General features: G+C 40.2%; 25 protein-coding genes. 12 read left to right on the top strand and 13 right to left on the bottom strand.

Translation table 11 applies throughout. From position 1 onward, the window contains the following. Positions 1 to 10: 10 nt before the first annotated feature. Both IEE83_RS05725 and IEE83_RS05720 read left to right on the top strand, forming a co-directional pair. Entirely contained in the window at positions 11 to 889 is an 879-nt protein-coding gene (locus IEE83_RS05725; RefSeq protein WP_194119646.1) for a helix-turn-helix domain-containing protein, read from the top strand. A gap of 70 nt (positions 890 to 959) precedes the next feature. Further along, positions 960 to 1,697: an SDR family oxidoreductase gene (locus IEE83_RS05720; protein WP_194119645.1), complete on the top strand. Its 738-nt coding sequence runs from the start codon at positions 960 to 962 to the stop codon at positions 1,695 to 1,697. A gap of 122 nt (positions 1,698 to 1,819) precedes the next feature. Here IEE83_RS05720 and IEE83_RS05715 read toward each other — a convergent pair whose 3' ends face one another. Then, the gene (locus IEE83_RS05715) at positions 1,820 to 2,200 is read right to left on the bottom strand and encodes a winged helix-turn-helix transcriptional regulator (protein ID WP_194119644.1); all 381 of its coding nucleotides are present in this window, start codon (positions 2,198 to 2,200) and stop codon (positions 1,820 to 1,822) included. A gap of 213 nt (positions 2,201 to 2,413) precedes the next feature. On the opposite strand from IEE83_RS05715, the gene IEE83_RS05710 reads away from it, so the two are divergent. Then, positions 2,414 to 3,016, top strand: coding sequence for an FMN-dependent NADH-azoreductase (locus IEE83_RS05710; protein WP_194119643.1), 603 nt, complete (start codon positions 2,414 to 2,416; stop codon positions 3,014 to 3,016). A gap of 80 nt (positions 3,017 to 3,096) precedes the next feature. Here IEE83_RS05710 and IEE83_RS05705 read toward each other — a convergent pair whose 3' ends face one another. Further along, entirely contained in the window at positions 3,097 to 4,287 is a 1,191-nt protein-coding gene (locus IEE83_RS05705) for a winged helix-turn-helix domain-containing protein (RefSeq protein ID WP_194119642.1), read from the bottom strand. A 45-nt stretch (positions 4,288 to 4,332) separates the two neighbouring features. Then, the gene (locus IEE83_RS05700; protein ID WP_194119641.1) at positions 4,333 to 4,707 is read right to left on the bottom strand and encodes a winged helix-turn-helix transcriptional regulator; all 375 of its coding nucleotides are present in this window, start codon (positions 4,705 to 4,707) and stop codon (positions 4,333 to 4,335) included. Positions 4,708 to 4,786: 79 nt separating this feature from the next. Here IEE83_RS05700 and IEE83_RS05695 point away from each other — a divergent pair, with 79 nt between their 5' ends. Continuing rightward, positions 4,787 to 5,590, top strand: a complete 804-nt coding sequence (locus IEE83_RS05695) for an SDR family oxidoreductase (RefSeq protein ID WP_194119640.1) — start codon at positions 4,787 to 4,789, stop codon at positions 5,588 to 5,590. Positions 5,591 to 5,729: 139 nt separating this feature from the next. Here the strand turns inward: IEE83_RS05695 and IEE83_RS33405 are convergent, their stop codons facing one another. Next, a complete protein-coding gene (locus tag IEE83_RS33405) occupies positions 5,730 to 6,209 on the bottom strand; it encodes a zinc-binding dehydrogenase (RefSeq protein ID WP_310588479.1) in 480 nt (159 codons plus the stop codon). A gap of 21 nt (positions 6,210 to 6,230) precedes the next feature. Next, complete coding sequence (locus tag IEE83_RS33400; RefSeq protein WP_310588478.1) at positions 6,231 to 6,779, bottom strand: alcohol dehydrogenase catalytic domain-containing protein; 549 nt, start codon at positions 6,777 to 6,779, stop codon at positions 6,231 to 6,233. A gap of 256 nt (positions 6,780 to 7,035) precedes the next feature. On the opposite strand from IEE83_RS33400, the gene IEE83_RS05685 reads away from it, so the two are divergent. Further along, entirely contained in the window at positions 7,036 to 7,941 is a 906-nt protein-coding gene (locus IEE83_RS05685) for a helix-turn-helix domain-containing protein (protein ID WP_194119639.1), read from the top strand. Between the two features lie 131 nt (positions 7,942 to 8,072). On the opposite strand, the gene IEE83_RS05680 is transcribed toward IEE83_RS05685, so the two are convergent. Further along, entirely contained in the window at positions 8,073 to 10,919 is a 2,847-nt protein-coding gene (locus tag IEE83_RS05680; RefSeq protein WP_194119638.1) for a PAS domain-containing protein, read from the bottom strand. Positions 10,920 to 11,376: 457 nt separating this feature from the next. On the opposite strand from IEE83_RS05680, the gene IEE83_RS05675 reads away from it, so the two are divergent. Beyond that, positions 11,377 to 12,591 carry a PQQ-dependent sugar dehydrogenase gene (locus IEE83_RS05675; protein WP_194119637.1) on the top strand — a complete coding sequence of 405 codons (1,215 nt, stop codon included), beginning with the start codon at positions 11,377 to 11,379 and terminating at the stop codon, positions 12,589 to 12,591. A gap of 273 nt (positions 12,592 to 12,864) precedes the next feature. Further along, entirely contained in the window at positions 12,865 to 13,713 is an 849-nt protein-coding gene (locus IEE83_RS05670) for an NHL repeat-containing protein (protein WP_194119636.1), read from the top strand. Positions 13,714 to 14,392: 679 nt separating this feature from the next. Here the strand turns inward: IEE83_RS05670 and IEE83_RS05665 are convergent. From IEE83_RS05665 to IEE83_RS05635, 7 genes are all read right to left on the bottom strand, one after another. Beyond that, positions 14,393 to 14,896 carry a hypothetical protein gene (locus IEE83_RS05665; RefSeq protein WP_194119635.1) on the bottom strand — a complete coding sequence of 168 codons (504 nt, stop codon included), beginning with the start codon at positions 14,894 to 14,896 and terminating at the stop codon, positions 14,393 to 14,395. 138 nt (positions 14,897 to 15,034) lie between these two features. Then, a complete protein-coding gene (locus IEE83_RS05660) occupies positions 15,035 to 15,769 on the bottom strand; it encodes a helix-turn-helix domain-containing protein (RefSeq protein WP_228101688.1) in 735 nt (244 codons plus the stop codon). Between the two features lie 295 nt (positions 15,770 to 16,064). Further along, positions 16,065 to 16,484: an OsmC family peroxiredoxin gene (locus tag IEE83_RS05655; protein ID WP_194119633.1), complete on the bottom strand. Its 420-nt coding sequence runs from the start codon at positions 16,482 to 16,484 to the stop codon at positions 16,065 to 16,067. 532 nt (positions 16,485 to 17,016) lie between these two features. Then, positions 17,017 to 17,910 (bottom strand): helix-turn-helix domain-containing protein, encoded by an 894-nt coding sequence (locus IEE83_RS05650; protein WP_310588477.1) that lies wholly within the window; start codon positions 17,908 to 17,910, stop codon positions 17,017 to 17,019. A gap of 8 nt (positions 17,911 to 17,918) precedes the next feature. Continuing rightward, complete coding sequence (locus IEE83_RS05645; protein WP_194119632.1) at positions 17,919 to 18,737, bottom strand: SDR family NAD(P)-dependent oxidoreductase; 819 nt, start codon at positions 18,735 to 18,737, stop codon at positions 17,919 to 17,921. 116 nt (positions 18,738 to 18,853) lie between these two features. Then, positions 18,854 to 19,846 carry an NADP-dependent oxidoreductase gene (locus IEE83_RS05640; protein ID WP_194119631.1) on the bottom strand — a complete coding sequence of 331 codons (993 nt, stop codon included), beginning with the start codon at positions 19,844 to 19,846 and terminating at the stop codon, positions 18,854 to 18,856. 50 nt (positions 19,847 to 19,896) lie between these two features. Then, complete coding sequence (locus IEE83_RS05635) at positions 19,897 to 20,337, bottom strand: MarR family winged helix-turn-helix transcriptional regulator (protein WP_194119630.1); 441 nt, start codon at positions 20,335 to 20,337, stop codon at positions 19,897 to 19,899. A 1,458-nt stretch (positions 20,338 to 21,795) separates the two neighbouring features. Between IEE83_RS05635 and IEE83_RS05630 the strand changes: the two genes are divergently transcribed. From IEE83_RS05630 to IEE83_RS05610, 5 genes are all read left to right on the top strand, one after another. After that, positions 21,796 to 22,557, top strand: coding sequence for a glucose 1-dehydrogenase (locus IEE83_RS05630; protein ID WP_194119629.1), 762 nt, complete (start codon positions 21,796 to 21,798; stop codon positions 22,555 to 22,557). 17 nt (positions 22,558 to 22,574) lie between these two features. Next, positions 22,575 to 23,015 carry a nuclear transport factor 2 family protein gene (locus IEE83_RS05625; protein WP_194119628.1) on the top strand — a complete coding sequence of 147 codons (441 nt, stop codon included), beginning with the start codon at positions 22,575 to 22,577 and terminating at the stop codon, positions 23,013 to 23,015. 9 nt (positions 23,016 to 23,024) lie between these two features. Next, positions 23,025 to 23,933: an alpha/beta hydrolase gene (locus IEE83_RS05620; protein ID WP_194119627.1), complete on the top strand. Its 909-nt coding sequence runs from the start codon at positions 23,025 to 23,027 to the stop codon at positions 23,931 to 23,933. A gap of 59 nt (positions 23,934 to 23,992) precedes the next feature. Further along, positions 23,993 to 24,238 carry a hexameric tyrosine-coordinated heme protein gene (locus tag IEE83_RS05615; RefSeq protein ID WP_194119626.1) on the top strand — a complete coding sequence of 82 codons (246 nt, stop codon included), beginning with the start codon at positions 23,993 to 23,995 and terminating at the stop codon, positions 24,236 to 24,238. A gap of 405 nt (positions 24,239 to 24,643) precedes the next feature. Further along, positions 24,644 to 25,645: a type I glyceraldehyde-3-phosphate dehydrogenase gene (locus IEE83_RS05610; RefSeq protein ID WP_194119625.1), complete on the top strand. Its 1,002-nt coding sequence runs from the start codon at positions 24,644 to 24,646 to the stop codon at positions 25,643 to 25,645. Positions 25,646 to 25,715 lie beyond the last annotated feature (70 nt).

Here is a 25,715-nt window from a genome sequence, read left to right as displayed (position 1 = left end):
AAAACAAGCAATGCAGGAAACTAAGGGATTATTAGCCAGTTTTACACACCACGATAAGTTGTCGCTTACGGTAAATGAGAATTGTGCCATAGCGCTGCCAGATGATATTTTACAAAAACTTCTTCAACCGCACAAGCTTGCTCATTATTGTTTTGTGTTTTTAGATCAGGGATGTGAAACTTATAAAGTTGATTTACAAGATATTACCATTTCTGACAGTCAACTGGTTTTTGGCTTGCCCAATCAAATCTTCACCAATCCTCCAAAAAATAATGACACAAAAGGGTATAAAATCGGATTTAATGAAAACACCTTGTCGTTGCTTCCGCAGTCTTTTCCATTTTTGTTCAATCCGTTGAATACAAATACAATCACGTTTGACCCTGTTTCCAAACAACGTGTAAAGGCTGTTTTCTCTATTTTATTTCAACTGCTTCATTCTTCCGGAAAGCAAAAACCTGCTGAAATTATTCTGGCACATTTAAATGCCTTATTAACCGAGTTCAACAGCGCTTACTTCGAGCACAGCAATCAGGAAATCATTACGGACCCCAAAATGTCCAAATTTGTCGAGTTTAGACTGGCCGTAGAAACGCACCTTACCGAACAGCAAGATGTGCATACCATAGCCGAAAATCTGGCTATGACAACGAGCAGTCTTTATGGTATTGTAAAAGAATTTTCCGGGCTGTCGCCAAAGGAATGGTTGACAAACCGTCTTATGCTGGAAGCGCAGCGGAAACTGCATTATTCCTCCGTTTCTGTAAAGGAACTGGCTTACGAACTGGGCTTTAATGACCCGGATTATTTTTCAAGGCTTTTCAAAAAAAGCACAGGTAAGAGCGTAAGTACATTTTTAGCAGACCTACGCGATTTGTCCAGTAAGTAAAATGATTTGTCCATTCCGGCTGTTTTCTCGCTGACTAATTTTGCTTCGTTAGTTTTAAACAGTTTGTAAAATGAAATCAGCATTAGTAACAGGAGGTAATAAAGGAATCGGCAATGAAGTAGCAAAAATACTCGCCGGCAACGGATTCTTTGTTTATTTAGCCAGCCGTAGTTTGGAAAATGGTTTAAAAGCCGCAGAAAAATTCAAAGCAGAAGGATTTGACAACATTGAAGCCATTCAGCTTGATGTAACAAATCAGGAATCAATCAATGCTGCCCGTGCAACCATTGGCGAAAAAACACAGGTTTTAGATGTGCTGGTCAATAATGCAGGCATTTCCGGAGTGCGTCAGCAATCGGCGCTTGAAACAACAATTGATGCGTTTAAAACAGTTTATGAAACCAATGTTTTCGGTGTGATTGCCGTGACACAGGCTTTTATAGATTTATTGAAAAAATCTCCCGCACCAAGGATCGTGAATGTAAGCACAAGCATGGCCTCACTTACGCTTGCTGCCAATTTATCAGGTAATAATTATCCCACGAGATATGTGGCCTATCAATCGTCCAAGTCGGCGCTGAATATGTACACGGTCAATCTTGCTTACGAACTTCTTGATACGCCGTTCAAAGTCAACGCAGTTTGTCCGGGTTGGACCAGGACGGATTTTACGGGTTACCAGGGTACCAGCACAGCCGAAGAGGCGGGACAACGTATTGCCAAGTATGCGTTGATTGGCGAGGATGGACCAACCGGAAAATTTTTCAGTGAAGAATATTTTCCGGAACCGGCTAATTGTCCATGGTAAGCTGAAACCCAAAAGAGTATTCAACAACATACCACGATTTCATAATTATTTTAAAACCCCTGGATTAGTCAAAATGGCTATTTTTGGGGTTTTATTATTTACTGAGTGGAATTAATTTTCTCTCACACCAATTGTTTTTGCATACCCAGCTTCACCTTTTCACGGTGTTGCCCACCCCAGGCACTCAATTCTCTCATCACACTTTGTAAAGTTCGGCTGTAATCCGTTGCCTCGTAAATGATGGTTACCGGTGTGGTCGGATATACATTCCGAGTGATAAAATCATTCAGCTCCAAATGCTTTAATTCCTTAGCCAGTATTTTGGATGATATCCCACCAACTTCATTCTGAATCTCATTAAAACGCTTAGAAGATTTCACCAGGCTAAGAATGAGCGGCAGCTTCCATTTCCCATTCAGCACATACAGCGCATCAATTACATTTTTAAGTGATCCGGCACATTCTACTGTGTCCGGAATTGCGTCATTTTCCAGGATTTCCATAGTTACAAAGATAAAGCACTTACCCAAAAGTAACCGCTTTCCTTTGGGTAAGTAGTAACTTTTGATCACCCGGTAACCATACTTTTGTCCGTGATAATTCGGGCACAATAACAGGACAAAACAAATATGGCAGCTGATAAAAAAGGCCTTAAAATGTACTATTCGTCCTATTGTCCCGAGACTTAAAAATGATAACAATTAAAATATTTTCTTATGAAACGCATCCTTCATTTAATGTCAAGTGTACAAGGCAATGAGTCTTACAGCATCAAACTTGGTCACGTCATTGTTGAAAAAATTCAGGACAAATATCCCGGTAGTACTGTGGAAGAAGTAAATCTGGTAGATATCAAAATCCCGCATCTTAACGCTGACGTACTTCGTACATTTTTTATCCCGGGGGATAAGCTGACAACCGAAGAAAAAGAATCTATTCGTTTTTCAGACGAAGTGGTAAAACAGTTGTTAGCCTCCGATATCATCGTTATTGGTGCCCCACTCTACAACTTCACAATCCATTCTTCACTAAAAGCCTGGATCGATCATATTACAAGAGCCGGAATTACTTTTGGTTATGGAGAAAATGGTCCAATCGGAAAGGTTATCGGAAAAAAGGTTTATGTAGCCATGTCGTCAGGCGGTATTTTCTCGGAAGGCCCTGGCAAGGCTAATGATTTTGTCGCTCCTTATCTCAAATCATTTCTTGGATTCTTGGGAATGACAGACCTCACCGTTTTCAGAGCGGAAGGTTTGAAAGTTCCGGGTGTAAAGGAACATGCCATGGAAAAAGCCATTAACAGTGTAATAATTGATTAATATTCTGGCTCAAAAGGACAGAAAAATATATCACAAATTTTGGTCAATCCGGCGTATTAAACCGGATTGACCAAAATTTATCAGGAAAAACTTTGGCAGATCGTTTCCAGATATGTTTCGTTATTACATTTTTTGAAGATAATGTCCTGGCATTGGTTGAATCTGACAAATGACTTTAAGGCCTGAATAAATTTTTCAATGATGACCGGATCAAGATCGACCGGTTCAAAGTGGATGTTATGAACAATCAGCACTTTTTGTTTTCGGTCGGCTTTGGCATCCATCCTGGCAATAAAGGTTTCACCTGCGAGTACGGGCAACGAAAAATATCCATACTGACGTTTGGCAGCAGGTACAAAACATTCGATCTGGTAATCAAAATTGAAAAAATCTTTCAAGCGGTGGCGGAAGACATTAAGAATATCAAATGGCGAAAGAATGAATACTTCATTGGCAATTTCAATATTAATCTCCTGATTGGGAAGCACATAAAGCGGACCTTTTAATCCATCTATACTTACTATTTTCACTTCCCCTGCCTGAATCATTTTTTCCAGTTCCTTTTTAATCAGGTTGCCTTTCACATGACGTGCCCGCCAGCTCATTTCTTTTACCGAGCTGATACCGAGTGCTCCCAGCGTCCGGCGGATGACGAAACGGGCGTATTCTTCGGCTGTCGGCAAGGTCTGGTCTATTTCCTGCGGCACTAAATTGAGCGGCAGGTCATAAACTTTCTGGAAAGATTTTGTACGGCGAATCATCAGGTTTCCGTCGAGATATAGCCGTTCGAGTGCAACTTTGGCCGGTCGCCAATCCCACCATCCGGAACTGGCTTCCTGTCGGTCGTTCTCAAAATCTCCAACCATTACCGCTTCCTCCCTTTCTACCCGATCCAGAATTTGCTTCATCAAATTGATTTCCGGTTTTGTGAGTGGCTTGCGTTGCTTTTTAAACGCTTCCTTCACCGGTAACGAAAAGCGAAAATCATGCATGGGCAGATAACCCGCATCCGAAGTCAGGTATTCAAAGATTTGGCCTTCTTCGCAAAGATCGCTCAGCCATTCCGTTCGATAGTCCGGCACACGTGAAGCCATGACATGGTGATGGGCACGTTCCACAACGTAATTTGTATCCAGCTGCACAAAACCCAAATGGTCGATCAACCGATAAACGGCCTCAATTCCTGTCCCAAACTGTGCTTTCTTTGCAAGTCCGGCAGCTTCAAGAATGATTTTCCGTGCCTGGGATTTAGTGAGAACAATAGATTCCATTAGCCTAGAATAAAATATTGTTTTAAGTATTAAGCCAAATCAATTTCAACACCGGAGCCTGTCATTTTCCTTGATCTTTTTCCTGTGTTTTAATCCGAATTCTATTAAAGCCTCAATGACAGGTTGAGTTTCAATGGCATGGTCCGTAAGGGTGTAAGAAACTGTTACAGGTTTTGTATTATTTACTGTTCGTGTAATCAGCAAATTTTCTTCCAGTTCCTGTAATTCCTTTGACAAAACCTTGGGTGTTATACCCACGGACGTTTCCTGTAAATCCTTGAAACGCATGGTTTTATAATGGTATAAATTAAGCAGAATACAAAACTTCCATTTTCCGCTCAACAGCTCAATTGCGTCCCTCAATGCCAAGGTTCTTTGCCTGGAATTTTCAGTATCACATGTTTTTGTTTCAAAAAGCATAGTCACTTTCTTTTAGGTAATCAATAGCAAATGTATAGTAAACATGCTATAAGTTTGACCCGAAATAAAAAAATTAAATATGACAAAGACGATTTTTATTACCGGAGCCTCGGCAGGTATAGGCAAGGCAACCGCTAAATTATTTGCTGCAAAGGGCTGGAAGGTTATTGCCACCATGCGCAAGCCGGAAAAGGAGACAGAGCTGAATCAACTGGATAATATTACACTGCTGCCTTTGGACATAACCAATGTTGAACAAATTAACGAAACCACAGAAAAAGCTCTGGCTTTGGGCGATATCGATGTTGTGTTTAACAATGCCGGTTATGCGGTACTTGGGCCATTGGAAGCCGTTACTGACGAACAAATGGTACTGCAAATGGAAACCAATTTCTTTGGCACGGTGCGCGTAACAAAAGCTTTTATTCCAAATTTCAGAGCTAAAAAATCAGGGCTGTTTATTAATACAACTTCCTCAGCCGGACTGATGGGTTTTCCGGTTAGTTCCATGTATGACGCCAGTAAATGGGCGTTGGAAGGTTGGGCTGAGAGCTTGTCATTTGAACTGGACCAGTTTGGAATTGGTATCAAAAACATAGAACCCGGTATGGTTTCTACTGATATGTCCGAAAGATCGGTTTTGCCTTCTCACCCTGCTTATGAGGCCCTGACACAAAAGTTTTTTGCCGCAATCAGCGGTCCCGACGTCAAAATGTCCACTCCCGAAGAAATTGCCAAGGTGGTTTATGAAGCCGCCACAGATGAAAAAGACACGTTGCGCTATGTTTGTGGTGAAGATGCAAAAGCGCTGTATGCGCAACGCCTGGCAGCGGGTGATGAAGCATTCAGGAAAGGTATCAAGCAAATGATTTTGGGCGAATAAGCAGGAAGACCAATAAATTTTGTCATTATTAAATCCGATTCATTTTTTGTTTAAAATGTCAAAACTGAGGTAAGAAGAGTTTTCTTTTCACCTCAGTTTACTAATATTAGAACAGAGAGATGCTGAAATTAAATAGTAACTATAACGTGGCCATATCAATTACAAAACGATATTTTACATCTCCTTTTGTCATGCGTTCAAATGCATTATGAATATCCTTCATATCGATCAGTTCGATATCCGCAACGATATTATTCTCTGCACAAAAATCCAGCATTTCCTGTGTTTCAGGAAGACCACCGGCTGCTGAACCTACTACACTCCTACGACCCAACTGGAACATACCTACATTTTTTACTTCAAAACCTTTTGGTGGAATACCTACTAAAATATGTACTCCATTTAATCTTAACAGTGAAATGTAGAAATCGAAGTCATGCTCGGCACTTACGGTATCGATGATAAAATCAAACGAGTTTTTTGCCTTTTCAACTTCCCGGGCATCAGAAGTAACTATGAAATGATGAGCACCCAGTTTTTTCGCATCGGCTTCTTTCTTTGGTGAGGTACTCAGGATCGTCACTTCCGCGCCTAACGCCACACCGAATTTAACGGCCATGTGGCCTAATCCGCCTAGCCCTCAAACAGCAAGTTTATGTCCCTTGCCTACTTTCCAATGTTTCAGCGGAGAATAGGTCGTAATGCCCGCGCATAACAAAGGTGCAATGGCGGCCAGATTTAATTTTTCAGGAATATGTAAGGTAAAGGATTCGTCCGAAACGATGGTGTTTGAATACCCGCCGTAAGTTGGCAAACCGTCCCTGTATTTATCCAAGCCGTTATAGGTTGGAATAACACCGTTTTCACAATATACTTCCAGCCCATCGTCACAATGCGCACATTTTTTACAGGAGTTGGCGAGCGTGCCTACCCCGGCCAGATCACCTGGCTTGAAATTCTTAACATGTTCACCAACAGCAACCACACGGCCTACAATTTCATGACCAGGTACCATTGGAAACAAACCCGGAAACCATTCATTATTAATCTGCGCCACATCGGAATGGCATACTCCACAATATAAAATCTCAATTTGCACGTCATGTGGTCCGACGTCCCTTCTGTCAAAAGTCCAGAGGCTTAATTCTGCATTGGCACTTTGTGCCGCATATCCTTTTGCTGCTATCATTTTAGTAATTTGTTATGTTTTAAAGAGGGTACAAAATTACCAGCAGGCACTGCCAGGACGGCTGTATATATCAAACAGAAAGCTGAAAAAATCAAAGACTTGATTGAAATGCCATTCTTTTTAAAAAATTGAATTATTTGATTTTTACAGCTTTTGCTTTGAATTTATAAATTGCTGCAATTGCGAATTATTTATATTTGCTTGTGCAAGAAGTTACTTTAATAACGGATTAACATTAATATAAGAGGCAATTAAAATGAGCAATGTTGATTTACATGAGGATTTGAAAAATGATGAGCGCGTTTGGATGCCTGGTGAGATTGGTAAGGATGTTCAGCGTTTTAACGTTTTTCATGTGAAGCATAACAGGGATGACAAGTTTAACTGCAAACCGTTCAACCGAAAAGCATTATTTAAAATCAGCCTTCTGAAAGGTAAAACAAGACTTTATTACGCAGATAAAACGGTTGATTTTGATTGTGCTTTATTATTTACCAATCCTAATATTCCATACTCATGGGAACATCTGGAATCTGAACAGGTTGCCTATTTCTGCGTTTTCACGGAAGATTTTTTTGATCAGTTTATGCCCATCAAAGATTATCCGGTTTTTAAGCCAGGCAATGTTCCATTATTCCATCTTGACGAAGAAAAATTTGCTGTTTTTGAAAATATTTTCAAACAAATGCTCAGTGAGATCACGCTCGAATTCAGTTATAAATATGATTCGCTCCGGTCGATGGTGCTGCAATTGATATTTTCAGCACTTAAACTTGAACCTGCCACTTTTCAGCCCTACAAAGATTCGAACGGATCGCAGCGGATTGTTTCGATTTTTACAGAATTGCTGGAAAGACAGTTTCCTATTGAATCTACAATTCAACGTATGGAGTTGCGTCATCCTACCGAATTTGCCAGTCAGTTGTCGGTTCACGTCAATCACCTTAATCATGCTTTGAAGGTTGTCACCGGAAAAACCACATCACAACTTGTCGCAGCAAGAATTATGCAGGAAGCCAAAAGTCTACTGCAACATACAGACTGGAATATTTCGGAAATAGCATGGAGTCTGGGATTTGATGATCTTCCGCATTTTATTAATTTTTTCAAAAAAAACCAGCAACTAACGCCAAAGCTTTACAGGAAAAATCAACCTGTTTGAGCTTTCATAAACACTTATCGAGAAGTATTGATAAATAAATTTTATCAGTTCAAAATGAAACATAAACTCCTATTTGAATAAAATTCTATTTCTTTCTTTCCCGTAAATTAACGGTTCACCGGCAATTCAGCCTAATCATCCTGCGCCAGTCGCGTTTTATCAGAAATTGTTTTAATCACCTGATCCAGTTCGTTTGATGCGTGCAGCAGATAGTCGAGCAACGTTTCTCTTTCCTCGGCAAAGGTCTCCCAGTTTTGCAGCATCGGTACAATGCTCATAATACGTGCCAGCGGCGCTCTCACAATGTGAGATTGAATCCAGGCAATTTCACGGAATTTTATATTTTGCTGCTCAATTTTTGTGATATAATTATAGCTTTCAGTCATGTCATTGGCTATAATGATTTTACTGTATATCCCCTTATAACGTATCAGGTTACTTTGGATATTAACCTGAATCAGTTCACCATTCTTTTTTTTATGAGTAAAAATTCCTTGATGACTCAGACTGTGCTGTGAAGTATTTTTCATCGATAGTACATGCTTCAACTTCCTGATATCCTCTTCCTTCCTTATATCCATAATCGTCATATTTAGAAACTCTTCATGGCTATAACCATAAGTCTTGATTGCAGCATCATTGACGTCAAGAAATGCCAGTGTTTCTATACTAAAAACCCACATCGGCAAAGGGCTCAGATGAAAAAGTGTGCTGTAATTTTTTTCAGATTCAGCAAGGGCCGTGCTGCTTTTCTTACGTTCTGTTACATCTTTAAAATAAACTGACAACCCATTTGAAGATGGATAAGCACTGATATCATACCATTTTTTAAGTGGCGGATAATAATCCTCAAAATGTATGGCCCTATTGGTTTTGACAGCCTGATGATACTTTTCATAAGTTTTTGAACCAACAGCATCGGCAAAAACTTCCCATAAGTTAAACCCACTGGTTTCCTCCCTTGTTTTGTGTAAAACTTTTTCGGCTTTATTATTCCAATAATTGACTATCCAGTTCTTATCAACAGCAAAAAAAGCATCCCCTATACTTTCCAGAATCAGGTTTTTTTCTAAAAGTGCTTCCCTGGCAACAATTTCGGCTTTTTTCCGAACGTCAATATCCTGAAAACTTCCGCTGATCCTTACACATTTATTATTTTCAATTTCAGGCTCACCAGTTATACGCACCCATCTAACTCGCTGTGTGGCCGTTAAAATTTGTAATTCCAAATCAAAAGAAGCACCCATATCAACAGCCAGGGCAAGATGCTCGGTTATGGAAGTTTTATCAGATTCTTCATTATAGAAATGCAGTGCTTTTTGGATGTCTGGTTCAAAGTCGGGCGCCACTTCATGAATTTCTTTGGTTACCGCAGACCAGTATAAAGTCCCTTTAACCAAATCAAATGCCCATCCACCTATGCCTGCCATTCTTGTCACTTTGTCGAGAAGATCTTCTAATTGTTTCTTATCAGTAATGTTTTTAGCAACTGTGAAAATAAGACCTTCTTTTGATGCTGGTGTGGCCGTCCAGCCAAGCCATTTAACCTGCCCGGATTTGGTAACACACCTGTTTTCAAAATAAAAGCTTTCTGCTCCTCTGTTTTTTATTTGCAGCTCTGCCATTATCCTGAGCTGATCTTCGGGATGAATAAATTTGCTGATCGGTCTTGATAATAATTCCTCCTTACTATATTCCAATATATCAGACATGGCTGGATTAACCTTTTTGAAATACCCATCAAGACCTACCGTACAGATAATATCGGGAGCCAGGTTGAATATCTGATTAAATTCCTGTTCAAGTATTTTTCGTTCCGAAATATCTCTTCCAACAGAAATCCAATGTGTGTACCAGCCCGCTTCATCAGCTACGGGAGTCACTGTTAAATTTATGCAGAATTCTTCTCCGTTTTTTTTGTAATTGATTACAGTGATCTCACAGGGCAGCCAGTTCCGAAGTGCTAACTCCAATCGGTTTAGTTCATTTCTATCCGTTTTCGGTCCTTGTAAAAACCTGGGCGATTTGCCCAACACTTCTTCTGAAGAATATCCTGTCATTTTAGTAAAGGCATCATTCAAATAAATAATCCTCGGACCGGGTTCATTTTGAGGTTCCGCTTCTGTGATCAGAATGGCGTCATTGGTATGTGTGACGACTGATTCCAGCAGCCGTAAACGGATATTTTCAAGTCTGGATTTTTCTTCTGCCTGCTTTCGGTTGGTAATATCCGATCCGATTGCAACATATTTGTAAGGTAGCCCAAAATCATCCAGAAAAGGAATAATACTGGTATCAACCCAGTAAAAACTGCCATCCTTTGCTCTATTCTTTATTTCGCCTTTCCAGATAAGTCCGCTTGAAATTGTAGCCCAAAGATTTTCTATAAATTCTTTTGCATGAAATGATGAATTTATGATTCGGTGATCTTTCCCAATAAGCTCATTTCGTTCGTATTGAGATATACGACAAAAGTTATCATTAACATGCCTTATGATCCCTTTCTCATCCGTTACTGCCACGATTGCGGATTCATCCAGAGCATATTTATAGGCATATAATTCGTTGCTTGCCTGAAGCAGCATTTTTGCAGCGTCTTTCTTCTCAGTAATATCCTTGTAACGGCAAACAATGGCTTTAACATCCGGATCATCCAGCATATTGGTCAAAAAGCATTCCATCCAGATGTATTTTTCATCTTTTTGTTTGAACCGGAAAACGCAGGATTTTGATGATCCGGGAAGTAACAATATATCTTCAAATGACTTATTTACAAAGTCTAAATCTTCATAATGAATAAGGTCGCTTATGGATAAATTCAGAAGTTCCGCACTCTCCCATCCCAGGATACGCTCCGCTGACGGACTTCTATAAATTACTTCAAATGCTTCATTAAGCAGTGACAAGCCTTCATAGCTAGACTCCATTAGCTTCCTAAAACGAATATCTTCGTTCAAAGAAATTATTTTAGAACCCATTATCAAGCAGTCAGGATTAAAACCATATAGGTTAAATAATAATTTCTCATACCGTCAGTTGATATAAATCTCAATTATGTCAAACTACACATAATTAAAGTACCATCAAACTGTCTCAAATAAAATATTGAAAACTATCAGACTATGTGAAAAGTTAAAATAATACGTATAGTGCATTTTGGTTTTGTACATGTAAGAATTCAACATTAATACGGCGACCAAGATATTCGGCAACGTCTTCATGAGATTGTAATAATCCCAATTCTTATTTTCTTTATTTTATTTCATTATCATTAAAAAAATACGGAATTAATGAGATTTAGCCTAAACCTTTACAAATATTAGTGTGTTTTCTGCTTGCCGATTAAAAACTTGGCCCGATCTTTACAGTAATAAGTGTGGTTATGCTTTCAAATTGGCAAACCTGGTTTTGATTTTAAAACTTAACATAACAAAAATGACTAAAAGTATTCTCCTAATCCTAACCGGATCCGTTTTCTCTTTTGTATTTAGTCAGAAAGCCCTTTCACAAACAACCAGTACCGGGGCTCCTGTTGAAACCCAGAAAGCGAACTCAGATTACAAACCGGCATTCGAAGGTCAGACAAGAATTGGCAGTGTAAAATCTGCAACTGCCTATGAAGGTAAAGTACTGACAGAAGAGCTGAAAAATCCTTGGGGCATTACCAGCCTGCCAGATGGCCGGTTAATTGTTACCGAAAAAGCAGGTACTATGCGCATTGCAACCACCGACGGAAAATTGAGCGCGCCTATCACCGGAATTCCTGCCGTGAATGCTGATGGACAAGGAGGCTTGCTGGGTATCCGTGTTGATCCTGATTTTGCAAAAAACAGAATGGTTTACTGGGTATTTTCACAAGCGCTGGCAACTGGCAACCTGACTGCCGTAGCAAAAGGAAAGCTTTCAGCAGACGAAAAGAAAATTGAAGGTGCCACAGTCATTTACCAGGCTACACCGGCTTTTAAAAGCACATTGCACTACGGAGGACGTATTCTTTTTGACAAAAATAACAATCTGGTGATCAGCACAGGTGAGCGTTCTGACCTTATTACAAGACCTCAGGCGCAGCAGTTAAATTCCAGTCTTGGAAAAGTGATCCGCATTACAAAAGATGGGAAACCTGCCGCAGGGAATCCATTTGTGGGTAAAGCAGATGCGAAACCAGAGCTTTATTCTTATGGTCACCGGAATGTACAGGGACTGGCATTTCACCCTGTTACCGGAGATTTGTGGGAAGTTGAATTTGGTCCGAGAGGTGGAGATGAGCTTAACCGCATTGAGCCAGGAAAAAATTATGGCTGGCCGACGATTACTTACGGTATAGAATATAGCGGTAAAAAAGTTGGTGATGCGATTCAGCAAAAAGAAGGAATGGAGCAGCCGGTTTATTACTGGGATCCGGTAGTTTCTCCAAGCGGAATCACTTTTTACAGCAGTAATAATATTCCTGAGTGGAAGAACAATTTATTTATTGGCGGATTAAGCAGCATGCATATTGCCCGTCTGATCATTGAAAATAATAAAGTTGTGGGAGAAGAAAGATTGCTTGAAGATCAGCATCAACGTTTCCGTGATATCACCGAAGGTAAAGATGGTGCGCTTTACGCAGTGACTGATCAAGGCAGACTTTACCGCGTTTATAAAAAATAAGTTGAGTAATAAATGGATTAGTAAATATATCTGTATTGTAAGATTATTTCCTTTCCCGACAAATAACTTGAAACCTGACCAAACCGGTCAGGTTTTTTTATGCAGCTGCGTTGAACAGCGATGCTATAAAGAATACCAATTAAAAAGAAATAGAAGTAGCAAAACCAGTATCACGGCTTTTAGGGTAAAATGATCCGTTAATTTCTTTAATTTGACCGGATTAGCAAGACCGGTATCATTTCTTGCTATGTGTTTTATAGGAACATCCAAACTATGTTTAAATCATTTCCTCTCGTACTAACCTGCCTGGTTCTCAGCCTGACTTCCGGCGCCCATGCCCAAACATTCGATTTAAAACCAATCTGGGAAACTGATACAACACTCAGGACGCCCGAAAGTGTTTTGTTTGAACCATCTCAGAAGATCTTGTATGTTGCCTGTATTAATGGAGGTCCAAGTTTAGAAAACAAGGGCAGCTACATTTCTAAACTGGGTTTGGATGGTAAGGTGATTCAGTTAAAATTTACTGAAAACCTCAATTCAACGAAAGGTATGGGGATCCTGGGCAAAAAGTTATACGTGACTGAAATGAATCAGGTAGCAGAAATTGATCTTTCTTCGGGAAAGATACTAAAAAGATACCCGGTGGAAGGAGCCAAGTTTCTCAATGATATTGCCGTGGACAGCAAGAAAGGTATCGTCTATGTTACTGACTCCAATGATAGCAAGGTCTGGGCTATAAGCAAAGGGACAGTTAGTTCCGTGTTGTCCGGCGATCAGATCAAAGGCAACAACGGGCTGTTGTTTGAAAATGGTCAGCTTCTGATCGGTAATGGAGACGGTTCATTATTGAGTCTAAATCCTGAAACAAAGCAATTGAGCACGATTGCCAAAGTTGGAGGCGGGATTGACGGGATTGTGGCCTTGGGAAACAAATCCTACATCGTAACCGAGTGGGGAGGAAAGATTTGGCACGTTCATGCTGACGGGACAACCGAGCTGAAACTGGACACTTCTGGTGAAAAAATAAATTCAGCGGACATCGGGTATAATCCGTCCACCAAGGTACTATATGTTCCTACCTTTTTCCATAATACAGTGAAAGCTTACTCTATCAAATAAAAAGCAGTATGTAGTTACCAGCAGGGCTGTCATGAGTACCATTTGGTCTTTTTGACAGCCTTTTTGATTTTTAGATAAATTTCAATTTGATATGTATTTTGTCCCGCTTTCCGGTACGTGCATTCCATCTTTTAAATGTTCTTTCGCCCGCCACAGTCCTTAACTGTCAGTTCCAATACTAGTTGAAAGGAAAGGATTCTGCCATTCGGATTTCTATGGAAGTAACAAAATAGTTAGTCATTTCTTCAATAAAGGCAGTTTCAATCAACTGATATCTTGATTTAATGAGTAACTATATCGGAATGTTGGGTCTGCGTTATAAAAATAGGTTTCGCAGCAGATACCCCACCTCTAAGATACCTTATACGTGGTGACAGTCGCTTCCGAGACATCCAGCGCAGCGTGCAGGGCATCACTACAAAATCTTGGTCGTGGAGCTCAAGACCCCAGAGCAGAACAAGCTGGTGGTGCGGCGGGTGTATGACACGTCGCGCGCCACCGTGGAGTACACGACTCCTTCGTATTGTAATACCTTGCAAACAATGAATTTGGAAATGATTGTCTGAGGTAAAAAAGACAATGGCCGGATTCTTGAGGAGTTGGGGTTAACAGCACCTTCACCAGTACCGCAAGTTTGACTTTTGAAAGTACGAATTCTGATATTTCTGTTGATACCTTATTATACCGGCTGCGCAGATTTCAATCTATTTATTCTTCTCTGCTTTCTGAATTGTAAAACAGATCCTGCAATAAACAGAAGAAAAAGTGAGACCAGCGTCTTAGCAATCAGCGGATCTTGCGGACCGTTCGCCAAAGGATGCCCTACAGGAACACGGGTAAATGTCTCATTCACGGTAGGAAGTAGCGATAAAAAGAAACTGAATGAAAGAAAAAAGTTTTCAACAAAGCGAGACCGGTTGTTCCCTGGTCTTTTTAAATAGAGGAAGTAAGCCACCACGATCAGCAATACAATTAGTAGCGCTAGAATGTGGCCAGGATTGACACCCTTAATACTAGACAACCCCAAAGCAGTAAGCGAAGCGACCAGGGTGCAGTAGAAATAGATTTTCCCCACTAATTTTCCCAGATCAATTTTAGCATTCTTAATGAATGACACAAAGGCTGCAATAATAGCAACAACTCCAATAACGGTATGAAAGATACCTAAATTCGATAATCCCATAATTTGCTTGTTTGATTACTATGCAAAGTTGCGAAGCAAGCAGCAGGATTTCTTTGCAGAATAGGCCAATGATTTGGCTTTTTCGTCCATCATCAAATATGATTTCCGGGTATTTGCTTATTAAATTATGATTGCCCCTCAGCTTTCGTTTCTTTTCAAACGGTAATTTGAGGGTGCGACTCCATATCTGTCGTGAAAACTTTTAGTAAAATTGGCAAGATCATTGAATCCGCAATCGAAAGCAATGTCCGTAATGCGTTCATCAGAAACCGAAAGCAGCTGTGCTGCCCTTTCCAGGCGTTTAGATTTGATATAACTGGCGGGAGAATCGTTGTAGAGTTTCTTAAACTCTCTTTTGAATGAGGAAGCACTCAGATTGTTCATTTGTGCCAGATCCTCTACACTGACCTGTGAAAAAAGATTCTCTTCTATAATCTGCCTGAAGGTAAATGTTGTTGGTGAAAACAGTTGCGAGAGTATGGTTTGTATCGTATGTGCCTCCTGTGTTTGCGAAAGTAAAAGAACTATTTCTTTCAACTTTAATATTAAAATCTCATCACTGACCAGCGATGGATTTTCAAAATAGAACAGCAGGCCTTCAATATACTTTTGGATCAAAAAGTCATTTTTGATAACTCCTCGTTGCTGATTTGTCGTTTGGTTACTTTTTGTAAATATCAGCGGAAGTCCCTTATCATAAATCTTTTTTAAAATATCCGGATGAAATGTAACAATCACAATTTCATTATTGTCGCCGGAATTGATGTCTCTAATCTGGTTACCGGCCTTCAGGCAGTTTAGCAGCAGGGATTGGTGAGCAGGAATATTCAAATAATCAGCTCCTGATTGATATTCCGTTCCCCCTTTCAGCATGTATAAGAAACACGCTTGCTCAGCGACCGGAAAAGTAAATTCAAAAGAAGGCTTCAGATTCAACCTTTGAATAAAGGTTTCGCCAAACAAATCAAATTTTTTATATTCAGTGACCATGTAAACAGTATTGCGCGAAACAGTAGTGAGGATAAGTTATAAACGCTTGCCGATAGCCTGGCCAACATTTTTAAGACAGATATCGAACTAACAGGCAGTGCTTGTTCACTGCCAGATAATCCAGCATTGAACAAGCACATTGCCACCTTTTTTATGAAAAGACTCTCTTCGGCTGTAATTACTCTGATACAAGAATTGCTTGCGACGAAACAGATATACTTAAGACTTTTGAAACTAAACAGTTCTTTTCTGCTTCTTTCGTGATTGCTTCAAATTCTTCAGAGCTAAGTCCGGGCACATTTCCTGTAATGGAGAGGTGTACGCCAGTGATGTTTGCGCTATCCATGTACACAGTTGCCTGTGTATCCAGCTCAATTGCTGCCAATCCCTTTTCCGTGAGCACATAACTGACTGCCATGGTAAAGCATCCTGCATGTGCTGCTGCCAGGAGCTCTTCGGGATTGGTTCCTTTTTCGTCTCCTACAAACCGGGTTTTAAAGCTATAATTTGTTTTATTCAAAGCCTCACTCTGGGTAGTCAGCTCTCCTTTACCCTCTTTTATGCTTCCCGACCAATACGCTTTTGCTGTACGTTGCATCTTTATGCCTGTTTGGATATTGCTGTCGATATTGACAATACAAAGTTGCCGCACTTGCGTTGGAGAAGCCTTGGATATCCGGTCAACTATTTGGCAATTTGGCTCATTGTAATGCATGCACGTTATAAGCAAAATTAGTCGGCTTTGCTAATGCCTAACATTGCTTGTAGCAGGAAGATAACAGGCATAATCCAGTAAATGCTCGGGCGCAGGCATCGGCACCCAAAAGCAAATACAAGGCGGTTCTGCCATCTTGGCTTCTTCAATAATCACCTTGACTTCTTTTGCCTGATCACCAACAGATTGTAACGGCCGCCTCTAATGTATAATAGCTGGAAAAGACATTCATCACAGGAATATTTGAGCCCTCGGCCGTTGAAGAAAAGCTTCAAAACGAGCAAGCATGATAGACTGATTCATAGAAGTGAACTGAAGCTTTTTATCTAGGTTTTGGTATTTCGGTCAGCCCCTTGTCATAAAACTTTGCAAGAAAAGCCGTAATTCAAAAACAGGGAGAAGGCAGATAGCTCAATCAGTTTAAGAATTGCTTTCTATACACGTTAGGACTCACGCCTACTTCCCGTTTAAAAAGTTTAGAAAAATAGGACAGGTTTTCAAAGCCAAGTGCAAAAGCTATTTCCGATACATTCCGGTCTTCGCTTCGCAGTCTGTTCTTCGCCTCGGCAATCATTGTGATATGGATCAGTTCGATGGCGGTTTTGCCTGTCTCCTGTTTTAAGAGATCACTTAGGTAACGTGGTGATAAATTAAGTTCGTCAGCAAGCTGATTAACAGTGGGTAGTCCTTTGGAAAATAAAGATCCGCCGGAAATGTAGGCACTCAATATCCTGTTGAACCTGGAGATCGTCTTTCCAGAAGCTTCCGCCCGATTAATAAATTGTCGTTTATAGTAACGCTGTGAATATTTTAAGATTGAATCAAGGTGCGTCAGCATGATATCCCTGCTGTACTCGTCCTGGTTGGTATTATATTCTGTTTCTATTTTACGGTAAAGCTCCCAGATAACTGCCTCTTCTCGAGGCGACAGGTGCAGGGCTTCGTCGATCTCATATTCAAAAAAGTGATAATTTCGCAGCTGGTTTTGCAATGGATGGGCATTGAAAAAATCCTCATGAACGCAGATCATAAATCCATCTTCAACAAGTTCCAGGTCGTTAAACTGCAAAACCTGCCGTGGTTTTATAAAAGACAGACAACCGTTATGATGATCATACGGGGTACGCCCATAAAGCATTACGCCGCCTATTAATCTTTTCAAGGATATCATGTAGCAATCCATTGTAAACTTCTGCCCTTGAAGTGGACAAGTCCGTAGACCTGTCAACAAGGAGAGCTGCGGGTGCTCCGGCGGAGCAAACCCGGCTCCCTTACGAAGATCGCTGATCGTTTTAAAGTGTAGCATCATCTGCAAAATTAAACACCATGTGCCTCAATAGCAACATGCTGCCAGGCCTCCCAATCTTCTAAACGCTTGGTATATGCTTCTTTTATCAGCGGATAGCCCACACTTCCCAGAATCAGACGAAGCGGGGGATTTTCGCTGGCAACAATTTTGAGCAGCGCACCGGCTGTCGCCTCAGGCTTACCCAAAGAAAGATCTCCAATACTTGCTCTAAAGGAAGCTTTCATCTTGTCATAAGCCGGAAGTGGCTCTGTCATCACAGCGGAAACACCCCCGAAATCTGTCGCATAGGCAGCAGGTTCAACCATCGTTACTTTAATGCCAAAATCTTTTACCTCGGCAGCCAGTGTTTCACTTAATCCTTCGATTGCAAATTTGGTTGCATTGTATAAACCTAACGTTGGCCAGGTTACCAGACCGAGTACACTCGTGATCTGTATGATATGACCGCTGCCTTGCTGACGCATCAGTGGCAGCACTGCCTGAGTCAGCCAAAGCAGGCCAAAAAAATTGGTTTCCATAATGCTTCGGGCCTGTTCTTCCGAGACTTCCTCGATACTGCCCATCAGGCCAAACCCGGCGTTGTTAATCAATACATCGATACTACCGAAGTGCGTTTTCGCTTGCTGGATTGCTGCGACACAGGCCTGACGGTCATTCACATCCAAAATCAGGGGCAATATCTTTTGACCGTACTGAACGGCCAATACATCTAATGCGGACAGATCCCTTGCAGTTGCTACCACATTATAGCCTTCTTTCAAAAAAGCTTCTGTCCATATTTTCCCAAACCCCCTTGAGGCTCCTGAAATAAAAATTGTTCTTGCCATCGTTTAGTTATTTGTGATGACGCAAAACTAACTTGAGGGAAGCGGCCACACTTAACACAGAAGTAGGAAAGATTAACACAGATTTACGGGGTAATTTTACACTTATGCAGATATCATTAGACTTTTACAATCATTTTACCCTCATTGAGCCCGTTAAATAAACCGATAAAAGCCTTAGGCAATTTGTCAAAACCTTCAAGGATCGTCTCTGTATACTTTAATTTTCCTTGTTGTAGCCAGGTGCTTAGCTGGATCAGCGCCTGATCAAACTGCGCCGCAAAATCAGCAATTAAAAATCCGTGGATACTCAGGAATTTGTAAACGACAATCGGCAGAATACTTGGGCTTAATGCTATTTCTGTATCGTTATAATTGGAAATAGAGCCGCAGACAACTACCCGGCCATATGTATTGATATTAGCAAATACTGCATCCGATATCCCTCCTCCTACATTATCAAAATAGATATCCACGCCACTTGGACAATGTGCTGCAATGGCAGCACCCAAATCCTTTTCAGTCTGATAATTGATCGCAGCGTCAAAACCAAACTTTTCTTTTAGCAGTGTAACTTTTTGATCTGAACCTACAATTCCGACTACTTTGCAGCCCAAAATTTTACCGATCTGCCCGGCAATGCTACCCACCGCCCCTGCTGCTGCTGAAATCACAATGGTTTCACCAGGCTGAGGCTTTCCAAATGTTGTCAATGGCAGATAGGCGGAAAGTCCTGTAATTCCCAATACACCAAGATTTGCACTTAGGGGCGCGCCGTCTTGGTCAATTTTCTTCAAGCCTGTTCCATCTGATACCTGGTACTCCTTCCAGTCCAGATAGTGGCTCACAATATCTCCGGTTTTAAAATTTTTATGACGAGACTGAATAATGCGTGCAATTAGTTTGGATGAAACCGGCGCATTTAATTTAAATATTGGCTCTTTTGTCCCGGACATTCTTCCGCGCAGATATGGATCGACTGAGATGTAAATAGATTGAAGAAGGATCTGACCTTCCAGCAACTCAGGTACGTTTTCCTGAACTTCTTCAAAATCTTTTGTGTCTGGCAAACCAACAGGTCTGTTTTTTAAGTTTATAACCCTAGTTTTCATAAATTATAACCATGGATTTATATTCCATGGATTTTATTTTGTTAAAAAAATTATTTTCTCATCTCATTTAATAAGCCGTTCAGCTCCTCAGCCTGATGGTCACTTAATACATATGCTACGGATTGGAATAGTTCACCACCCTTCTCAGCCGTTTCCAGTCCAAGTGGAGTCAGTTTGATATGAACAACGCGCTGATCCGAAAGCGTACGATCCTTTTGGATAAGTTCCTTTTCCATAAGTTTGTTCAGCAACCTTGATACATTGGGCATCCGGTCGATCAAGCGGTCGCGAATTAAATTGACTGGCGCCATATGATTAGGCTGGCCTTTCAAAATTGTAAGTACGTTAAGCTGCTGCAGTGACAGATCTAAGGGTTTTAATGCTGATGTATACAAATTAGACAACCAATTGGCCGTAAAAATCAAATTCATCCCGGCCTTCTGCTGCACACTATTAAACTGTGCTTGTCTTATTTCTTCCTCGATCGTCATAAAATTTAATTAATCAGTGTTAACCACTTCGTTTACTACGACAATTGTTCCAGACCTATTGTATAATCAACTACTTCACAAATATACACCATGTATTTATATTCCATGGTATCTATTTGTCGAACTTTTTAAAACTTTATAATTGATTGTAAGTATATCTTAAGTGCACATTCTTAAATAAATAGGGATCTATTTACTTTTGTCAAACAAACAAATTAGACTAGAAAGAATATCCCGTAAAATTATAATTTAAATCATTGATAGAAAGATTGTTAACTTTGTACTTTCAGTGTATGAAGATCTTGTGTAACCTAAAGATATTTCGTAGCACTTATATGTTCCCTTTGCAAAATTCTTACAGAATCTCTTTTGAATCTCCGTCTACCGTAATTTTCAAATACACATAGCGGGTACTGTCTTGATTTTCGGTTTTTGGCTTTTTCAAAAAGAAAAATAATCCAAAGCTGTTTTAGCATAACTCAAATTTAAGATGAACAAAATTCTAATTGTCTGGCTTAAAAATCAAGATGTAAATCTATTTAACAGGTTGTCCCAAAACAAGTTATGAGCTTTCCAGCGCGTCTTTTTTCGAAATAAAAAGGCGCCATGAATGATGCGCTTTATTTTGAGAATATTTGAATGTTTTGGATGTATAAGCAAACAAAAAACCCTGTTTAAATCATTTAAACAGGGTTTTGATTGCTTTTAATACGTACTTAGTGGAGACGGAGGGATTCGAACACCTCCCCTATATATCTAATAATCAATTAGTTAAAACAACTAAAAAGTGACTGCTCACCGAATTGCTCACCTAAATTTTAGAGCTACAATCTGATAGTAAAATTAATATTTTTCAGTTAAGGATCCAAGGGTTCAAATCTTATATAACTTTCATTTGTTGTCAGAATGATTAAAGCTTGTTGACATTATGGGTTAAAAGTAAAATAGCTAGATAGGAGATAGAGTAATGTTGTTTATCTAATTGTTATTTAACATAGTCTTAGTTATAAAACAAAAAATTCTGTGACTAAAATTACCATTTAATGCTTTTGCAAAGGTTAAAACAAAAAAATAGCTGCTTATACAAATTAATTCATGTTGAATGGAAATTAATTTAAAATAAAGGACTCGTTTCTCCTATTCAAATATATTAAACTCACTATTGTAGAAATCTTGAATATTTTGATACATATCCTGTGATGTATCAAAACATAATTTGGCGTAATTAATAACCTATAATCTTAGCCATTTCTCACTGTCAAAATACACTGCTGGTTTATATATAGCCAATATTTCTGCTTCACTATATATCGTGTAATATACAGTGCTTCCACTAAATATAGTGGATAAAACTACCTCATTTTTAATCAATAATCTGATTTTCAAATACTTATGACATGGCATAATGATTGTTAAGGAATATATAACATGACGATTATCTTTTAAATATAAAATGAAATGGGAAATCTTAAAGGAAAAACAGCATTAGTAACAGGAGCAAGTCGTGGAATTGGTAGATACACTGCACAAAGACTTGCTAAAGACGGGGCCAGAGTGGCCGTTCACTATGGAAAGAGCAAAGAGGCAGCATTAGAAGTAGTAGCTGCGATTGCAGCGAATGGCGGATCTGCATTTGCCATACATGCAGACCTTTCATTACCTCACTCTGCCGAAACGCTTTGGAAGGCATTCGACGAGCAATCAGACCAGTTAGACATTATAGTAAACAATGCCGGTGAAGTTGTTTATGGAAATATTCTTGAAATTGTAGAAGAGGATTTTGAGCACTTATATGCAGTAAATGTTAAAGCCCCACTATTTATTATTCAACACGGCCTGAAAAGGATAAACGATGGTGGCAGAATTATTAATCTATCTTCTGCGGCAGCTTACATGGCAAGTCCTATGGCTACCATGTATTCTGCAACTAAGGGAGCAATCAGTACCATAACTCGAACATTAGCTTGGGATTTAGGAAACCGCCAAATTACTGTAAATGCTGTTGCGCCAGGTTTCACTGATACAGAAATGAGCAGCTGGTTTGCACAGCCAGGAGCAAGGGACTGGGCTGCCGGACAAAGTTCGCTGGGCAGAGTTGGACAGCCAGGTGATATTGGAGATATCATCGCGTTTCTTGCATCAGATGACGCGCGCTGGGTAAACGGACAAATCATTGATGCGACAGGTGGCGGTCTTTTGGGTGTAACTAAAATGGGTTAAGAATAAATCTTTAAAACATGAAAACAAACGTGCAGCAAATACAAAATTTATCAAGTGAACGTGACATTGAAAATTTAATGGTTTCGTATGCTTATGTCAATGATGACGCTGATATCAAAGGGCTTGGTGACCTGTTTAAGAATGCTACTTTCCGGCTTGATGATCATTCTGCAACCGGGCGGCAGGAACTTGAAGCGATTGCCGGAAGTATGATTATTCTTAGGGATGACAGCCGTTCTGCCACAACGCATGAAATTACGAATATCATGATCGAAATTGATGCTGATGGAAAAACGGCCACGGGAAAGGCCTATTGGACTTTATATAAAACAATTTCAGGATCTGCAAGAGAAGCCGTATTAAGCGGACGTTACTTGGATAAGCTAGTTTATCGTGAGAATCATTGGTCCTTTTTGGAGCGTAATGCAACTACACTCTGGAAACTAATCCAAGATTAATGTTTTTTGATGAAAGATAACAAATATCTGAGTATTGGCAGTTTTCTTAAGACATTTATGATTACTCCGGATGAAACACCTACTCTACAACAAGTACGGGATCGTCAGGCAGCTTATGGCCTGTCGGCTCCTCTTCCTTTCGGATGGGAAACAAAAAAGATGCTGCTCGGGAATGTTCCCGTTCTTGAGCTTTCCGGACCTGAAGCAACTAAGAGTGGAGCAATCCTTTTCTTTCACGCCGGAGGTTATTCAGCAGGTAGCGCTGCCGACCATGCAGGTCTTGCAGCAAAGTTGGGATGTACTGCCCAAGTTAAATGCTATTGCGTAGACTACCGGCTGGCGCCCGAGCAAATCTTTCCAGCGGCAGTGGAGGATTCGTATAATGCATACATAGCTCTCATTAACTTACTGGATAAAGATACACCTGTTGTACTGGCAGGTGATTCGGCCGGCGGAGGACTTGCTGTTGCAATTACACAGCTGGTAAAAGCAAGAGGTGAAAAAATCCCTTCGGCTGTTTATGCTATCAGTCCTTGGGCTGATATGAATCAGGTTGGTGAATCCTTCATTGTCAGAGGACCTTACGACCCAATGCTTAGTAAGGAATCTTTAAATGATCTAAGAGATATTTATTTAAACGGTCATGACCCCAGTGATCCTAGGGCTTCACCGGTAAACGGAGATTTTGAAAATTTCCCTTCACTTCTAATTCATGTTGGCGCAAATGAAGTTCTGCTTAGCGATGCTTTAAGGCTTACATCGCTATCTGCAAATGCCGGGAACGATGTGACATTAAAGGTTTGGCAGGATATGATTCATATTTTTCCATGGTTCTATCCCCATTTAGAAAAGGCAAATCAGGCAATCGAAGCTGCGGGTGCATGGTTATGTGAAATTTTTGACCAAAATAAAATTTGATACGCATTTTATAGTTCATCACTGATAAGTTGTAATCCATAATCTAAACATAAAATAAAATGTCAGAATCAGTTACCTTAGTTCCAGGAAATACTTTGATTACAGCCACTGCTGAAGAAGGACGGCAACTTGCCATAAAAATGTCCAGGCTTATCATTAAAGTAACTCAGCCAGATGCAGCGGTAAGAGAGAAGTTAAGGCCTATTTATGCCAGTGATGCAGCTATGCTGATCGCTGTCGGCCAGACAGTTGCCATTGAGTTTGCTACCATAGCCGCGGCAAATAACTATTGGAAGGCGATTTAAGGTAATAGCATGCCTGATGTTGAATCTTCTTTTTCTTAATAAATTTAAATCAAAGGGAGTAGCTACTAACTGGTAATTCTCCCCTTTGATTTAAATTTACGTTTCTTTATTAATACCTGATAGTTAAAAATTGTAAACATAATTCGGTTTACTTTTAATCAACAATCAGCCTGATAATGGCAAGGGTAAAACATAAATTCTTCTTTTTACAATTCACAATTGCTGCCAAATACAGTCAAAATAAATTAACGATAAAACATCAAAATTACTACCCCGATTTATTTAAAGCCTGAGTATTAAATAAATATTCATTGACATGATTGATGGAGTAAAAAAGTAACAGATATTGGTTTTTCTATCAACTTTTACCTGATTAATTTATAATCTAAAAAAAACTTTAAGTTTATGGCAAACATTGCTCTTTATGGTTTCGGCCGCATCGGCCGCCAGTTCCTTCGCATCGCGCTTGAAAATAAACTTTTTATTCCTGTATCCGTTTCTGACATCTATGATGTCAAAATCCTCGCCCCGCTGTTCAGCGTAGATACCAATTATGGCCGCTTCGGCGAGAAGGTTTCGTACCTGGGAGATGACCTGCTGATAGGAGACAAAAGAATTAAATATGTAAACTCAAAAGCAGAAGTTCCCGACTGGAAGGCGCTTGGTGTAGACATCGTGGTTGATTGTACAGGACGCGCGACTACAAGGGCAGGTGCGAAGGCACATATTGACCGGGGTGCAAAATACGTGCTGATAAGCGCGGCAAGTAAATCGCTCACTGATTGTGATGCGGTACTTCTTAAAGGCATTAATCTGGAAACTTTTGATCCGTCACAACACAAAATCATCAGTATGGGAAGCTGTACAACCAACGCACTTGCCGCCGCGGTCAAAGTTATTCTTGATAATTTCGGAATCAAATATGGCCTGTTTTCAACTGTTCATTCCTATACCAATACACAGTCACTGACAGATCAGCCAATGAAAGACCGCCGTGATTCCTGGGCGGCGGCAGAAAATATTATCCCATCCGCATCCGGTGCTGCCCGTGCCCTACAGTTTATCTGGAAAGATCTGCAAATTACAGGTAAAGCCTACCGGGTACCGACCCGCACCGGCAGTATTGCAGAACTTAATCTGGTTACCGAGAAAGAATGTACCGTTGATCAGGTAAATGAAGCATTTCGCAAGGCTGCTGCCGAGGGGCCACTAAAAGGCGTTCTCGACGTATTAGAAGAAGAATGGACTTCCGCACGCATCGTAGGTGATCCACATTCATCGATTATGGATCTGCCCCTGACAGTAAAACAGGGTGAATTACTTTCCATAGCAACCTGGTATGATAACGAGTGGGGATTCACAAGCAGGCTGGCTGAAGTAGCGCAGTTTATTTCACAAAAGATTTAGGCTGGATATCAGAATTGACAGATCAAAATCACATCAGGCTAAAATTCTTCACGAACTATAATTGAATTTT

It is taken from the genome of Dyadobacter subterraneus, assembly GCF_015221875.1.
GTDB lineage: Bacteria > Bacteroidota > Bacteroidia > Cytophagales > Spirosomataceae > Dyadobacter > Dyadobacter subterraneus.
Note: the sequence above shows the minus strand (reverse complement) of the source record. Positions and strands in the feature narration are given on the sequence as shown.

Coding starts and splice junctions, on each gene's coding strand:
- IEE83_RS05725 (WP_194119646.1), top strand. CDS start 11: ATGCAGGAAACTAAGGGATTATTAGCCAGTTTTACACACCACGATAAG.
- IEE83_RS05720 (WP_194119645.1), top strand. CDS start 960: ATGAAATCAGCATTAGTAACAGGAGGTAATAAAGGAATCGGCAATGAA.
- IEE83_RS05715 (WP_194119644.1), bottom strand. CDS start 2,200: ATGGAAATCCTGGAAAATGACGCAATTCCGGACACAGTAGAATGTGCC.
- IEE83_RS05710 (WP_194119643.1), top strand. CDS start 2,414: ATGAAACGCATCCTTCATTTAATGTCAAGTGTACAAGGCAATGAGTCT.
- IEE83_RS05705 (WP_194119642.1), bottom strand. CDS start 4,287: ATGGAATCTATTGTTCTCACTAAATCCCAGGCACGGAAAATCATTCTT.
- IEE83_RS05700 (WP_194119641.1), bottom strand. CDS start 4,707: ATGCTTTTTGAAACAAAAACATGTGATACTGAAAATTCCAGGCAAAGA.
- IEE83_RS05695 (WP_194119640.1), top strand. CDS start 4,787: ATGACAAAGACGATTTTTATTACCGGAGCCTCGGCAGGTATAGGCAAG.
- IEE83_RS33405 (WP_310588479.1), bottom strand. CDS start 6,209: ATGGCCGTTAAATTCGGTGTGGCGTTAGGCGCGGAAGTGACGATCCTG.
- IEE83_RS33400 (WP_310588478.1), bottom strand. CDS start 6,779: ATGATAGCAGCAAAAGGATATGCGGCACAAAGTGCCAATGCAGAATTA.
- IEE83_RS05685 (WP_194119639.1), top strand. CDS start 7,036: ATGAGCAATGTTGATTTACATGAGGATTTGAAAAATGATGAGCGCGTT.
- IEE83_RS05680 (WP_194119638.1), bottom strand. CDS start 10,919: ATGGGTTCTAAAATAATTTCTTTGAACGAAGATATTCGTTTTAGGAAG.
- IEE83_RS05675 (WP_194119637.1), top strand. CDS start 11,377: ATGACTAAAAGTATTCTCCTAATCCTAACCGGATCCGTTTTCTCTTTT.
- IEE83_RS05670 (WP_194119636.1), top strand. CDS start 12,865: ATGTTTAAATCATTTCCTCTCGTACTAACCTGCCTGGTTCTCAGCCTG.
- IEE83_RS05665 (WP_194119635.1), bottom strand. CDS start 14,896: ATGGGATTATCGAATTTAGGTATCTTTCATACCGTTATTGGAGTTGTT.
- IEE83_RS05660 (WP_228101688.1), bottom strand. CDS start 15,769: ATGCTGAAAGGGGGAACGGAATATCAATCAGGAGCTGATTATTTGAAT.
- IEE83_RS05655 (WP_194119633.1), bottom strand. CDS start 16,484: ATGCAACGTACAGCAAAAGCGTATTGGTCGGGAAGCATAAAAGAGGGT.
- IEE83_RS05650 (WP_310588477.1), bottom strand. CDS start 17,910: ATGATGCTACACTTTAAAACGATCAGCGATCTTCGTAAGGGAGCCGGG.
- IEE83_RS05645 (WP_194119632.1), bottom strand. CDS start 18,737: ATGGCAAGAACAATTTTTATTTCAGGAGCCTCAAGGGGGTTTGGGAAA.
- IEE83_RS05640 (WP_194119631.1), bottom strand. CDS start 19,846: ATGAAAACTAGGGTTATAAACTTAAAAAACAGACCTGTTGGTTTGCCA.
- IEE83_RS05635 (WP_194119630.1), bottom strand. CDS start 20,337: ATGACGATCGAGGAAGAAATAAGACAAGCACAGTTTAATAGTGTGCAG.
- IEE83_RS05630 (WP_194119629.1), top strand. CDS start 21,796: ATGGGAAATCTTAAAGGAAAAACAGCATTAGTAACAGGAGCAAGTCGT.
- IEE83_RS05625 (WP_194119628.1), top strand. CDS start 22,575: ATGAAAACAAACGTGCAGCAAATACAAAATTTATCAAGTGAACGTGAC.
- IEE83_RS05620 (WP_194119627.1), top strand. CDS start 23,025: ATGAAAGATAACAAATATCTGAGTATTGGCAGTTTTCTTAAGACATTT.
- IEE83_RS05615 (WP_194119626.1), top strand. CDS start 23,993: ATGTCAGAATCAGTTACCTTAGTTCCAGGAAATACTTTGATTACAGCC.
- IEE83_RS05610 (WP_194119625.1), top strand. CDS start 24,644: ATGGCAAACATTGCTCTTTATGGTTTCGGCCGCATCGGCCGCCAGTTC.